The sequence below is a fragment of the Vibrio sinaloensis DSM 21326 genome (assembly GCF_000189275.1).
Taxonomy (GTDB): Bacteria; Pseudomonadota; Gammaproteobacteria; order Enterobacterales; family Vibrionaceae; genus Vibrio; species Vibrio sinaloensis.
The window spans coordinates 1-14262 of the sequence record NZ_AEVT01000068.1; the positions used below are offsets into that span (position 1 = coordinate 1).

Genomic DNA, 14262 nt, shown 5'->3' on the forward strand with positions numbered 1-14262 from the left:
GTGGATTTTTTTTTATTCTTCAGAAGTGGCGTCATTAACATCTGTGGATGTGGATTCAATTTCAATCCGAGTAACCCGTTGCAGCCCACGTGGTAATAAACCACCTCTTCGACCTCGCTCACCACGGAAATTATCCAGGTCAGACGGTTTCAAACCAAGCTTACGCTTACCCGCGTATAAGGTCAGAGTTGCGTCTTTAGGTACCGCAATCAAATGCGATAGGATCTCTTCTCGCTCTTTCGCTTTTGCCGCAGGAATATTAATGATCTTATTGCCCTTACCTTTTGCAAGCTGAGGTAGATCCTTAATTGGGAACAGCAACATGCGTCCTTGATTAGTGATTGCTACGATTTCATCTGAGTCCAAATCAGCAATGGTTTTAGGTTCCATCACTTCCGAGTTGGCAGGTAGTGTCACTAACGCTTTACCGCTGCGGTTCTTCGACAGTAAATCACTACCTTTACAAACAAAGCCATAACCCGCATCAGAGCCCACTAACCATAACTGCTCTTCCTCGCCCATGATGACCTGACGAATCGCACTTCCGGCAGTAATATTTAAGCGGCCAGTAATTGGCTCACCCTGGCTACGCGCTGAGGGTAATGAGTGAGATTCAAGTGAGTAGCTTCGACCATCACTGCCAAAGAACACAGCTTGTTGATTACTCTTACCACGCGCATGAGCTAAATATTTATCACCCGACTTGTAGCTCAGTCCTTCGGCATCGACATCATGACCTTTAGCATGACGAATCCAACCTTTCTCAGACAATACAACCGTGATCGGCTCGCTAGGCACAAGGTCGCGCTCTGTTAAGGCTTTCGCTTCCGCACGCTCAACCAGAGGTGAACGGCGGTCGTCACCATATTTCTCAGCATCTGCTTGAATTTCTTTCTTCAGGAGCGTGTTAAGACGACGTTCTGAACCGAGTAGCTTCTCAAGCTTTTCACGTTCTTTCTCTAATTCGTCCTGCTCACCACGAATCTTCATCTCTTCCAATTTAGCAAGGTGACGAAGTTTGGTATCAAGAATCGCATCAGCTTGAATCTCGGTGATGCCAAAGCGTGCCATCAACACAGCTTTAGGATCATCCTCAGTTCGGATAATCTCGATCACTTCATCAAGGTTAAGGTAAGCAACCAACAAACCTTCCAAAATGTGGAGGCGAGCCATTACTTTATCGAGACGATGTTGAAGACGACGACGAACTGTAGAACGACGGAACTCAATCCATTCAGATAAGATTTGAACTAAGCCTTTAACCTGCGGGCGATTATCAAGGCCAATCATGTTCAAGTTAACGCGGAAGTTTTTCTCTAAATCCGTCGATGCGAACAAGTGATTCATTAACTGATCGCAATCAATTCGGTTTGAACGAGGCACAACCACGATACGCGTTGGGTTTTCATGATCCGATTCATCACGTAGATCATCGACCATAGGTAACTTTTTCGCGCGCATTTGGTTGGCGATTTGTTCAAGCAGTTTCGCGCCAGATACTTGGTGCGGTAGAGAGGTGATCACAATGTCACTGCCCTCTTTGTGCCACACTGCACGCATCTTGATGCTGCCACGACCAGTACGATAAATCTTTTCCAGATCCGCTTTCGGGGAAATGATCTCGGCTTCCGTTGGGTAATCTGGCCCTTGAACAAAGTTCATCACATCAGCAAGTTCAGACTTTGGATTATCAATAAGATGAACCGCAGCATTGGCAACTTCACGCACATTGTGAGGCGGAATGTCTGTCGCCATGCCAACTGCGATACCCGTCACGCCATTGAGCAAGATATGAGGCAAGCGCGCTGGGAGCATTTGCGGCTCTTTCATCGTGCCATCAAAGTTTGGCTGCCACTCCACCGTGCCTTGACCTAATTCACCAAGTAGCACTTCAGCGAATTTTGACAACTTAGCTTCGGTGTAACGCATAGCGGCAAAGGATTTAGGGTCATCTGGTGCACCCCAGTTACCTTGACCGTCTACCAAAGGGTAACGGTAAGAGAAAGGCTGAGCCATCAATACCATCGCTTCGTAACACGCTGAATCACCGTGTGGGTGGTATTTACCTAGCACATCACCAACAGTACGTGCCGATTTTTTGTATTTTGCCGCAGCCGATAAGCCAAGCTCCGACATTGCATAAATAATACGTCGTTGAACCGGTTTTAAGCCGTCACCAATATAAGGTAACGCACGGTCCATAATGACGTACATTGAATAGTTAAGATAAGCGTCCTCGGTGAACTTGCGCATTGGCAACTGTTCAACGCCATCATAGGTAATCTCAGTCGACATTCATTAAACCTCTGCCATATCACCGTTGTTCTGTAGCCAAGAGCGGCGGTCATCTGCTCGTTTCTTGCCTAGCAGCATATCCATCATTTCCATCGTTGATTCATTGTCATCGATCGTCAATTGAACCAAACGACGAGTATTCGGATCCATGGTTGTTTCACGTAACTGAAGCGGGTTCATTTCACCCAAGCCTTTGAATCGTTGAACGTTTATCTTGGCTTTTTTCTTTGATAGGCGCTCTAGAATGCCTTCTTTCTCATCGTCGTCGAGCGCATAGAACACTTCTTTGCCACAATCGATTCGATACAATGGAGGCATGGCTACATAGATATGGCCTGCTTCAACTAGAGCACGGAAGTGACGAGTAAACAAAGCACACAGTAGCGTTGCAATATGAAGACCATCCGAGTCCGCATCGGCAAGAATACAAATTTTGCCATAACGTAAACCATCGAGGTTGTCGTTATCCGGGTCAATACCGAGTGCCACGGAGATATCGTGCACCTCTTGTGAAGCAAGGACTTGGTCAGCCGAGACTTCCCAAGTATTGAGAATCTTGCCGCGTAAAGGCATCACCGCTTGGAATTCACGATCACGGGCTTGCTTCGCTGAACCACCCGCCGAGTCACCCTCGACAAAGAAAATTTCAGTTCGATTTAAATCTTGTACAGAACAGTCGGTCAGTTTGCCTGGCAATGCAGGGCCTGACGCCACTTTCTTACGCACAACTTTTTTGCTTGCGCGCATACGGCGATGCGCATTGGCAATACACACTTCCGCCAGTTGTTCAGCAAGTTGTGGCTTTTCATTCAGCCACAAGCTAAAGGCATCTTTCACCACACCGGAAACAAATGCCGCGGTTTGGCGTGAGGACAAACGCTCTTTAGTCTGACCAGCAAATTGTGGATCTTGCATCTTCACAGAAAGAACATAAGAACAACGGTCAAAGATGTCATCGCCGGTTAACTTAACCCCGCGCGGTAGCAAATTACGGAACTCACAAAACTCACGCATGGCATCGAGGAGGCCTTGGCGCAGACCGTTAACATGAGTACCACCTTGTTTAGTTGGAACTAAGTTAACGTAACTTTCCGTGATCATTTCGCCGCCTTCTGGCTGCCAAATAACCGCCCAAGTGGCCATTTCTGTATCCGCAGTAAATTCACCGATGTACGGCTCAGCAGGTAGGACTTCGTAACCCTTAACCCCTTCCGCCAAGTAATCTTTCAAGCCATCTTCGTAGAACCATTTATGCTCTTCGTTATTAACCTTATCGCTAAAGGTGATTTCTAAGCCCGGACATAGCACGGCCTTTGCACGTAGGTTGTTGACTAAGCGTAAAGAAGAAAATTTATAGCTATCGAAGTATTTTGCGTCTGGCCAGAAATGCACAGAGGTACCGGTATTGCGATGGCCGCAAGTACCTGTGACCGTCAGTTCCGTAACGGCATTGCCGTGTTCAAACGCGATCTCATGAACCTGGCCTTCACGTTTAACGGTCACTTCAACACGTTTAGATAGGGCGTTAACAACCGAGATACCAACCCCGTGTAAACCACCGGAGAATTTATAGTTGTCGTTAGAAAACTTACCGCCCGCGTGCAGCTTCGTCAGAATAAGCTCAACCCCTGAGATACCTTTCTCAGGGTGGATATCAACTGGCATACCACGACCATCATCGATCACTTCGAGCGATTGGTCGGCATGAAGAATGACTTTGATTTTTTTTGCATGACCAGCAAGAGCTTCATCCACCGAGTTATCAATAACTTCTTGGGCTAGGTGGTTTGGTCGCTCTGTTTCGGTATACATACCAGGACGGTGTCGTACTGGGTCGAGACCTTCAAGTACCGAGAGGTCTTTCGCATTATATTGTTCAGCCATAATACGGAATATCTTTATAAAGAAGAAAAAAGTAGCTAAGTGGAAAAACGATGTGGCTCAAGCTTTTTCGTCGAAGAATAGAAAAAGCGAGCAATCTATCACCGCTTTACATGCCGCTCAGCATAAGTGGAACATAGTCTGGAAGAGACGTATTGATGTCAAGAGAGATAAGTAAGTAAGCCGTAAATTTATGACTCTTCCCTCATGCCATTAGCCAAAATAGTGACCGCGAGAAGCGAAAACCAAAGCGTTCATCATAGTTGTAAGAATTGGACGATCTGCTCAGGGTAACGTTCAAAACCGACGAAACTGTGGTCACCATTGGCTTCGACCGTTTGTTTCGCACCGGTAAATTTACTCACCGCTTGACGGTAATCTAGTACCTCATCACCTTCTTGCTGTAACAACCAGAAGTCGGACACTTGAGTAATCACAGGTGTATCAAGTGCTTTGATCTCATCGATATGGGCTTCGGTTAGGACATAGCGCTCATTAGTGTACGGGTTGACTTGTTCACCTAAATAGTCGGCTAACAACTCGTAAGGTCTCACCGCTGGATTCACCACAACGGCTTTAAAACCAAATTTGTGGTTGAGCCACATAGACAGATATCCCCCTAGAGAGCTGCCGACGAGGCCAATACGGTAATCATTTTGATGTTGCTGGATAATATCAAGCAACAACTCTGAGGCCTGGTGAGGAAAACAAGGCAGTTTAGGCACAACCACCTTAATATCTGGCCTCGATTGCTCGCAATATTGTTTCATCACATTTGCTTTATGTGACAGAGGCGAGCTGTTAAAACCATGGATATACAAGAGCATTGACGGCTTCATGATGCAAGTCCTACCTAATACCCTGAAGATGAGAAGTCTGGCTGGAAGCTCCCCGCAGGCAGGCGTTCCACTTTAGTCTCCAATTCACCACTCACGTGAAGCACTAACTCACGCCACCCCGGAGATAAGGTATCAAGCGCAAAATCATCAGAATTAGGTTTAAACTGGACACAGGTTGATGGCGTCGCCATAACTTGCACACCATTGTGCTTAACGTTCATGTCTTGATGGACGTGGCCACATAAAACGGCTTTTACGTTGCTGTGCTTACCAAGTACTTGCCAAAAATCATCGGCATCTTTAAGAGCGTGCTGATCCAACCAAGCACTGCTAACAAATATAGGATTGTGGTGTAAGAGAACTAGCGTGTGACGATCAGCATACTCAGCCAGTTTTTCGTCAAGCAAATCCAACTGCTGATCACTCAATCGACCGTGAGGCACGCCAACAACTTGTGAGTCGAGCATGATCATTTGCCAGGCTTCCCCTAACAAAACGTGATCCACTTGTTGAATTTGCTGCGAAGGGATGACAGATGTCATATTGGGCTTATAGTCGTGATTGCCGGGTAGCCAAAAACAAGGTTTTAGCAAGGGTACGATGCCCTGTTCAAAGCACTGATAAGAAGCTTCGCTGTGATCTTGAGAAATATCCCCCGTCGCCAAGATCGCATCATATTGGCACTCTTGGTCAATGATAGCTTGTACGACGGCTTTAAAACTCTCACCAGTGTTGACGCTCAACAAACTACCGTCTGTCGCTTCGAACAGATGCGTATCAGTAATTTGGAGCAATTTAATGCTGTTATCTGAAGAGCTTGACGTTACTTTCACAATTACAAACCTAAATATTGATCGGTGTCCGGCTAATACCGTGCCGCAGACAAAAAGTTAACCAATCGCCCAAAAAACGATTCAGCTGTGCTTTCTCATCTTGCTGAACCATTTTGTCGTTGGGGTAATCATAGCGAGCATTAACGCGTTTCAAGTGAGCACACTCAGAGACTTCCGCTACGCGAGCATCGTGATAGAGCCTGACAGACATTCTTGGTAATGGAAATACTGGAACGTCATCGCTTTGACAAATATCGACCAAAGTTGTGTACTTTGTGACTTCGCCCACTTGAATTTGATACGTCATATTAGCAGCTTGATAGCAGCGCACATCCCCGACGCTCGCATTACTTGGAATGAGAGCATTGAGCTTAGCGTAATTTGTTTCGTAAGTTCGCATCAGTTCAGATAAATCAACATGATACGGTTTCTTTGCTGCTATTTGTGCCATTCGCTTCTTAAACGTTGATGGTTCAATTGCAACCATTGCAAAGCAATAATTGATGCACCATTTTCAAATTTACCGGTATTCACCCACTCATAAGCTTTTTCTCGGCTCATGACGTGAACACGTATATCTTCACCTTCATAGTCTAAACCATGAACGCCATGTGCGGTGCTCGCATCGACTCGGCCTACGTAAACATCTAACTTCTCGGAACATCCTCCAGACGAAGGATAATAAGAGGTCACTTTCTCTAGTTCAGAGACTTCAATGCCCGCTTCTTCAACCGCCTCACGTCGCACAACCTGTTCGGCAGTCTCACCTTTATCAATGATGCCTGCAACAATTTCCATCTGCCATGGTGAGCGATGCTCTAAGGCACCAACACGAATCTGCTCTATTATAACCACTTGGTCACGCACAGGATCATAGGGCAACATAGCCGCCGCATGACCACGTTCAAACATTTCTCGCTCTATGGGCTCGCTCCAGCCACCTTCAAATAACTTATGGCGGAAGCGGTATTTAATCATGCTAAAAAATCCCTTAAATAGAGATTCTTTTGAGATTATTTCCACATCTTGGGGAGTAAACTCGCCCTGTTGCTTGTCAGATGGTTGCATTTGGCACCTCGCTGAGTGAATCTTATAGTTTACTCAGACAAAAGCTTAACTTCCAAGGACATGGCTCAACTTTTTATATAATTTTTATATTCTGAGTTAAATTGAATAATTAAATATATTGCACAAGTGGATAGTTAAGTGTAAAAATTTGCAAAGTTTTGCATGAAATAACATCACTATGGGTTAAACTCTTGACGAGTAACCTTTTTCATCTTTTGGCAGGAATAGGACCTATGAAGAAACTGCTTCCACTATTTATCAGCGCTGCTCTAGGTAGCCTGAGCACCAATGCTTTAGCAGACACACTCGCTGAAGTATACAACCAAGCGAAAGACAACGATCCAACACTACTCAGTGCCGCTGCGCAGCGTGATGCAGCTTTTGAAGCAGTAACTTCTAGCCGCGCAACGCTATTACCTCAAATCACTTTGACTGCAGGTTACGACATTAATCGTAGTGATATTGACGCACGTGAAAGCGACAAGCTCAGTGCTGGTGTTAACTTTACTCAAGAACTCTACAAGCGCTCAAGCTGGCTAACATTAGATGTTTCTGAAAAATCCGCACGCCAAGCAGACGCCTCTTACGCAGCCGCGCAGCAGGCTCTGATTCTACGTGTCGCACAGGCTTACTTTGACGTACTGCGTGCACAAGACAACCTAGAGTTCGTTCAAGCCGAAAAAGCCGCGGTTGGTCGTCAACTAGAACAAACTAAACAGCGCTTTGAGGTCGGTCTATCTGCCATTACCGACGTACATGATGCTCAAGCTCAATACGATGCCGTGCTGGCCGATGAGGTTCTTGCTGAAAATAGCTTGATCAACAGTTACGAAGGTCTTCGTGAAATCACAGGTCAAGAGCACTCTAACCTAGACGTTCTTGATACAAGTCGCTTCTCCGCCAGTCGTACATCAACGCCAATCAATCAGTTGATTGAAGAAGCACAAGAGAAAAACTTGAGCTTGCTTTCAGCACGTATTTCACAAGATGTCGCAAAAGATAACATCTCGTTGGCAAGCTCTGGTCACCTGCCATCACTAACGCTAGACGGTGGCTATAACTACGGTGATGAACGTAATGATAACAACGGCTCTAAAGGCGATAACTCTGACTTCAGTGTTGGTCTAAATTTAGCAGTACCACTGTATACTGGTGGTAGCATTACTTCTGAGACCAAACAAGCTGAATTCAACTACGTTGCAGCAAGCCAAGATCTCGAAGCGCAATACCGTAGCGTAGTTAAAGACGTTCGCGCCTTTAACAACAACATCAGTGCTTCTATCGGTGCGCTACGCGCTTACGAGCAAACCGTGGTCTCTGCCGAGTCAGCGCTTGAAGCAACAGAGGCAGGTTTTGATGTAGGTACACGTACCATTGTTGATGTTCTTGATTCGACACGTCGCCTATACGATGCAAACAAAAACCTGTCTAATGCTCGTTACGATTACATCATCAGCGTACTGCAGCTTCGTCAAGCAGTGGGTACTCTGAATGAGCAAGACATTATGGATATCAATGCCGGTCTAAAAACCGCGAAGAACTGATCCATACGCATAAAAAAATAGCTGACGCACGCGTCAGCTATTTTTGTTTCAATCACTTTTTCCTCAGTACACGGTATCGATTTTTACGTCTTGTTCGACTAACCATTCAACTTGGTCATCGACGTTAATTTCAATCGCGATGTCTACCGTTTGCTCAATATCAACATCAATCCGCCATACAAACGCCACTTCCCACTGATTTTGATTGTGAGTGCGTAGATCAAGTAAATCACTGTCAATTTGCCAGCTTTCTTGCCCTTGCTTAAGCACAATAGACTCGACATCTAACTGTGCAGGTAGAGTTTGATCGGATTCCAGATATAGAGCACCGTGCAAGGTGCTTTCTTGTACTTCACCAATGGTCGGCATCTTGTTGCGCCACAACTTACTGTTGAGTTCAATGCTCGTCTGAGCGATAGACACTTGCTGCGTTTGCTTCCACACCTGTGGCTCGCTTGCACACCCAGACAGTAATACCGCCCCCAACGACAGTAACGCTAACTTTTTCATTTGCTTATCCTTATTGTTGAGTTCGATGTTCTAACCACTCTTTTAATACCTGAATATCATGCAGATACTCATTCTTAATCTCTTCCACCCAATCGTCGATGTTTTCCCACCAAGCCGGTAAGTCGGGTGATTGCGCTTTCTGAGCGACGCTTTGAATATGTTTTAGTCCAATCGAGCCTGCAGCGCCTTTAATTTTATGCGCTTCTGAGACAATCCCATCTTGATGTTTGGCCACCATATTTGAATCAAGTAATTGGATATAGCCCGGCATCATTTCTTCAAACATAGTAATGCTATCGAGCACTGGTGCTGCGCCGACAATTCCCACGTAAGATTCCAACATATCTAAGTCAAGTAAACGACTGTAGATTTCCCCACCATCAGCTTCATCCTCCGTCAATTGTGAACTTGGTGCGGATGGTTGAGGCTGCGCGTGCTCTTCGGCCGTAAATTTAGCAATCACATCATGAACATCGGTGACTGACAATGGCTTACTGATTGCGTCATCCATTCCCTTCTCTAGATACTCCGCTTTGTTTTTCAGAACATTGGCTGTGAGTGCCACGAGCGGCGGAAGGTCTTTATAGGTTTTTCGATAAAATTCAGCGACATCAAAACCTGTCATATCAGGCAACTGAATATCGAGGAAGGCCAAGTCATAAAGTTCCGGGTCGAACATTTCAATCGCATCTTGCCCTGTCATTGCGACAGACACTTCATGGCCCATACTTTCGAGTAAAGATCGGGCAACGGTAATATTAAGTTCGATATCTTCAACCATGAATATGTTGAGCTCTTTTTGCGGCTGAGGCTCAGCTTCGATGGGTTCCTCTTCGGCGGCCAATGGGACATGAATCGTAACCGTAAAGGTACTACCGAACCCTTCTTCGCTGCTTACTGTAATATCGCCATCCATCATATTGATCAATTGCTTAGAGACAGCCAAGCCGATCCCTGTGCCAACAGCGTGCAAGTTATCCTTACCCGATTTAACTTGGTAGTACATGGCAAAGATCTTGTCGAGTTCAGCTTCAGGAATACCGATACCACTATCTTCAACTTCCATCGTGATATTGGCATAACCTTGCTCTATTTCAGCACTCACCGTCATGACCACTCCCCCTTCTTTGGTAAACTTCATCGCATTACTGATCAAGTTCCAAAGCACCTGGCGTAGACGGGTAGCATCGACTTCAATCGCAGAAGGTAACGCACTCAAGCGTTCTAAATCGAACCTAAGCCCTTTCTGAGAAGCCATCAGCGCCGAGATACTTTCCATCTCAGCAACAAAATTTTCAAAATTAAGTGCAGAAGGGTATAGCTCTAACTTACGTCTGTCGAACTTATCCATATCGATAATATCGTTGAAAATATTACCTAATGTGATGGCGCTGACATTGATGGTTTGCATATGGTTACGCTGCTCTTGGGTCATTTGGGTGTCCAAAAGCATTCGACTCAAGCCAACAATACCATTAAGAGGTGTACGTAATTCATGGCTAATCGTCGAAATAAAGGTGGTTTTATCTCGGCTTGCTTTCTCCAATGATTCTTCGTGACGCTTACGCTCGGTAATATCGCGGCCAAAACCAACCAGTCCTAAGTGACGGCCATCTTTGCTGTAAAACGGCACTTTACGCAGTTCAAAGTAGTTTTTATGCCCATCAGGGTATTCCAGCCACTGCTCGTAAGTCAGCGCTTGGTTGTCGGAAAATACTCGCTGATCCGTATCGACAATTTGCTGTGCGACTTCTTTGCTGTAAACATCCCAAGGCGTTAAACCCACCAGTTGGCTCTCTTTTTTGCCGGTAAGTTCTTCCATCGCCCGGTTACAACCAGAGAAAACACCATCAGCATTACGATAGTAAATTAGATCGGGAGAGGCATCGATGAAAGAGCGTAACAGTGCCGTTCTTTCTGCTAATTCAAGCTGAGTTCGTTCTCGCTGATACACCTCATTCTCGAGGTCTTTCATCGCTTCTTCGCGCGCTTCTTCGGCTTTAATACGCTCTTCGATCTCTTGATTAAGCTTAGTGATATTCTGCTGCAGTTTGTGATTTAGCTCTTGGTCGCGTGAGCGCATATCTTTAAGCTTCGAGACTAACTTAGACAGACGCTGTCGAGACTCTTCCAATTGATCCACGACCACAGACAGGAAATACACCGCCCAAGGAGTGATCAAAAGGCCAAAAAACACCGAACGGACGATATCGATATCATCCACATGTCCGCTTAGCACCAAAGTAATACCGACTTGAACGACAACCGCTAAGGCAACCAGCGCCAGCGCAAGAAGAATGGAGAAACGAAGAATGCCCAATTTAACCAACAGGTCGACATAATATTGGGCGAGGTTTTTTATCGGCTTCATGCAGCACTCCGAAAAGCAATAAGAGGCAAAACCAATCTAAACAATGGCTTGAGGTATAAACGTCATCTTACCCGTTTTCGTCAGCAACCGCGAAACAATCCCTACGGGCGATCAGGTTAATTTTCTGATGTGTGATGAACGCAAGTTTGGTTACGACCATTTGCTTTCGCTTGATACAAGGCGCTGTCGGCCAAAGCCACAATGCCATCACTGCTGTCGAGTGGTTGCGGCACAACCGATACCAGACCAATACTGGCGGTGATGACACTTGCAACCTGTGAAGAGACGTGTTCAATCGCCAGCTCTTCTATTCCTTGATGAATCCGCTCAGCGACCTTTTGCGCACCTTCAGCGGTGGTGTTGGGTAAAATGAAGCCAAACTCTTCTCCTCCATAACGAGCAACACAATCACTAGAGCGTGGCAATACTCGCTCGAACACTTCCGCGACTTTAACCAATACATCATCACCACTCTGGTGACCGTAGTAGTCGTTGTAACCTTTGAAGTAATCAATATCACACAGCATCACAGTCAAAGGCTGCTTTTCGCGAGTATGTAAATTCCAGAGCGTTTTGAGTTGTTCATCAAAGCGACGTCGGTTTGATATTTGCGTCAAACCATCAACAAAACTTAGCCGCTCTAGCTCTTGGTTGGCTTCTTCCAATCGTTGCTCAGCGAGATAACGCTCAGAGACATCACGCGCCATGATCAACACTCCGTTAGTGCCAGAAGCGGGATCGCGAAATGGGGACTTCACTACATCATACCAAGTGCAATCGCCCTTACTGCTCACGACTCTATCGATATAACGTAATGACTTACCTTCATAGAGCACCTTATTATCCGTTTCAGATAATCGGCTGTAACTCTCATTCGGAATCACATCCTGCAAGCGCTTACCGATAAGTTCATCCACTTCAGCGATACCGAGCGCCTTAACAAAAGGTTCGTTACATGCTTGATAAACCATGTTCTCGTTAAAAATACCGATGGAATCAGGGCTCGATTCCAAGATGTTTTGCAAAATGGTGTCTCTTTGAGCAAGTGCCACTTCTGTATCTTTACGTTTTTCCATCTCATCACGTAAGTTACGTTGCATATTGTGCCAGTCAGTGACGTCATGGCTAATACCCAAAGTCCCAATTTTGCTGCCATCAGGAGAAAGCAAAACGGTTTGACTCGTCTCTAAAAGACAGCTTCGACCATCTGGCGTAATCGTCCAACGACGCTTGCTTGCTCGACCTTCAATGATCCCTTCAATATCAGCAGTGCCCTCTTCAAGACGATCTTGCCAAAAGCGATGGAATGCTCTGTTAGCGGAAATCATCTCTCCTTGAACATTTTTTACGAAGACCAACTCAGAAAGGTGATCAAAAGCACTTTTATAAACACGTAGCGATTGGATCTCTTTGGTTAGATCATCATCCGTCGATTGATAAGGAGTGAGTGCAAGGATCCAAGCTTTACGTCCACGATATAAGGTTCGACGGCCAGTCACATGAAGTTGCAGTTGTGTTCCGGGAGAAACTTCCCAGACAGTTTTAAGCGCTTGATGGGAGACTTGATTAACAAGAGAGTTTGTCAGCTCGGTCAAATCACTGAGCTTGACGCTGTGAGGTAAGAAGTAGGACTTGCCCACTTTTCGAATCGCCAATTGTTGCTTAGCAAATACATTGGCCGCCAGCAGTTCACTGTTAGCGGCGTCAAGAATAATGGTAGCCGATGGAGAGTTTTCGAGCAGTTGCTCAAGATGAAGTTGGAAACGCGAGTAAACAAAAAATATCGCGCACAGTGCAATAACGATTACAAATAGGTTCACCCCATTACCAAAGGATGTATCCCACAACCACACCAATATCTGATCCATCTACTTGCTCACCCTTAGACCACCAGCACTTACAGTAAGCATACAAAGATATCAGCTTCTCAGCAGTTATTCTGCCTTTAATAATGGTTTTGTATATGTAAATGGTTGATTTATTAGTGCACCTTGCGCCCCATCGCGGTTTAACGCTCGACCTATTTCGGTCATCGCCAACCAACGGTTCTCACACCAAAGTGGCGCTAATAATGTGGGTCTACGCGCGGCAGAAGACACGCGATGATAAACGACATCAGCAGGGGTCAAACGAATCATCTCACTGGCAATCGCCACATACTCTTCAAGTTCTGGAGCTTGCAGTCGACCCGCTTTCCATGCTTTGGCCATTGTACTGCCTTCAACGATATGCAGTCCGTGCAGCTTGATGCCATCAGTTCCCACCTCAAGCACCTTAGTTAACGTATCGATATTGTCAGTGCGACTCTCTTTGGGTAACCCCACAATAAGATGGGTGCAGACTTTAATGCCAAGGGCTCTGGCACGCTGAGTAATCTGTGCATAGCACGCAAAATCGTGACCACGGTTTATGCGCTTTAATGTGTCATCATTTGCTGTCTGCAAGCCCAGCTCTAACCAAATTTCAAAACCTTGCTTCACGTAACCCGACAATAGTTCTAGTACGGCGTCAGGAACACAATCGGGACGAGTACCGACGCACAAGCCAACAATATCCGCGGCTTTGAGGGCTTCTTCGTACATATTTTTCAGGACCTGAACCTCAGCATACGTGCTGGTATAGGCTTGAAAGTAAGCCAAGTATTTTTTCGCCCGTTGAATCTCACCTGCGCGATCTTTGAGTTGGTCATGAATACTTTTTATCTGAACCTCTTCATCAGCAAAAGAGGCGACATTACAGAATGTGCACCCACCTCGACCAATCGTGCCATCACGATTAGGACAGCTAAAACCGCCATGAAGAGTCAGCTTATGAACCTTTTCTCCATAACGTCGCTGCAGATCCTGACCTATTGTATTTACCAACTCATGTAATTGCATTGTTACCCTACAGAATAATGATAATGAATATCATTGCGATCA

At 45.7% G+C, this 14262-nt stretch carries 11 protein-coding genes; 1 reads left to right on the forward strand and 10 read right to left on the reverse strand.

Features of this window, described 5'->3' with window-relative positions:
- Nucleotides 1-12 precede the first annotated feature (12 nt).
- The 6 genes from parC to nudF all read right to left on the reverse strand — a co-directional run bounded on the left by parC (nucleotide 13) and on the right by nudF (nucleotide 6916).
- Nucleotides 13-2295: a DNA topoisomerase IV subunit A gene (gene parC, locus RH45_RS12270; protein ID WP_008077577.1), complete on the reverse strand. Its 2283-nt coding sequence runs from the start codon at nucleotides 2293-2295 to the stop codon at nucleotides 13-15.
- A 3-nt stretch (nucleotides 2296-2298) separates the two neighbouring features.
- Entirely contained in the window at nucleotides 2299-4179 is a 1881-nt protein-coding gene (gene parE / locus RH45_RS12275) for a DNA topoisomerase IV subunit B (protein ID WP_008077594.1), read from the reverse strand.
- Between the two features lie 254 nt (nucleotides 4180-4433).
- Nucleotides 4434-5015 (reverse strand): esterase YqiA, encoded by a 582-nt coding sequence (yqiA, locus tag RH45_RS12280; protein WP_008077596.1) that lies wholly within the window; start codon nucleotides 5013-5015, stop codon nucleotides 4434-4436.
- Between the two features lie 14 nt (nucleotides 5016-5029).
- Complete coding sequence (gene cpdA, locus RH45_RS12285) at nucleotides 5030-5848, reverse strand: 3',5'-cyclic-AMP phosphodiesterase (protein WP_008077598.1); 819 nt, start codon at nucleotides 5846-5848, stop codon at nucleotides 5030-5032.
- A 10-nt stretch (nucleotides 5849-5858) separates the two neighbouring features.
- A complete protein-coding gene (locus tag RH45_RS12290) occupies nucleotides 5859-6299 on the reverse strand; it encodes a DUF1249 family protein (RefSeq protein WP_008077601.1) in 441 nt (146 codons plus the stop codon).
- The gene (nudF, locus tag RH45_RS12295; protein WP_008077602.1) at nucleotides 6287-6916 is read right to left on the reverse strand and encodes an ADP-ribose diphosphatase; all 630 of its coding nucleotides are present in this window, start codon (nucleotides 6914-6916) and stop codon (nucleotides 6287-6289) included. The genes RH45_RS12290 and nudF overlap by 13 nt, the downstream gene beginning before the upstream one ends.
- 233 nt (nucleotides 6917-7149) lie before the next feature.
- On the opposite strand from nudF, the gene tolC reads away from it, so the two are divergent.
- Nucleotides 7150-8460, forward strand: a complete 1311-nt coding sequence (tolC, locus tag RH45_RS12300) for an outer membrane channel protein TolC (protein WP_008077604.1) — start codon at nucleotides 7150-7152, stop codon at nucleotides 8458-8460.
- Between the two features lie 63 nt (nucleotides 8461-8523).
- Here tolC and RH45_RS12305 read toward each other — a convergent pair whose 3' ends face one another.
- The 4 genes from RH45_RS12305 to RH45_RS12320 form a co-directional block, all read right to left on the reverse strand.
- The gene (locus RH45_RS12305; RefSeq protein WP_008077605.1) at nucleotides 8524-8970 is read right to left on the reverse strand and encodes a hypothetical protein; all 447 of its coding nucleotides are present in this window, start codon (nucleotides 8968-8970) and stop codon (nucleotides 8524-8526) included.
- Nucleotides 8971-8980: 10 nt separating this feature from the next.
- The gene (arcB, locus tag RH45_RS12310; protein WP_008077606.1) at nucleotides 8981-11341 is read right to left on the reverse strand and encodes an aerobic respiration two-component sensor histidine kinase ArcB; all 2361 of its coding nucleotides are present in this window, start codon (nucleotides 11339-11341) and stop codon (nucleotides 8981-8983) included.
- A 116-nt stretch (nucleotides 11342-11457) separates the two neighbouring features.
- Nucleotides 11458-13209 (reverse strand): sensor domain-containing diguanylate cyclase, encoded by a 1752-nt coding sequence (locus RH45_RS12315; RefSeq protein ID WP_008077608.1) that lies wholly within the window; start codon nucleotides 13207-13209, stop codon nucleotides 11458-11460.
- 66 nt (nucleotides 13210-13275) lie between these two features.
- Nucleotides 13276-14220 (reverse strand): TIGR01212 family radical SAM protein, encoded by a 945-nt coding sequence (locus RH45_RS12320; RefSeq protein ID WP_008077611.1) that lies wholly within the window; start codon nucleotides 14218-14220, stop codon nucleotides 13276-13278.
- Nucleotides 14221-14262 lie beyond the last annotated feature (42 nt).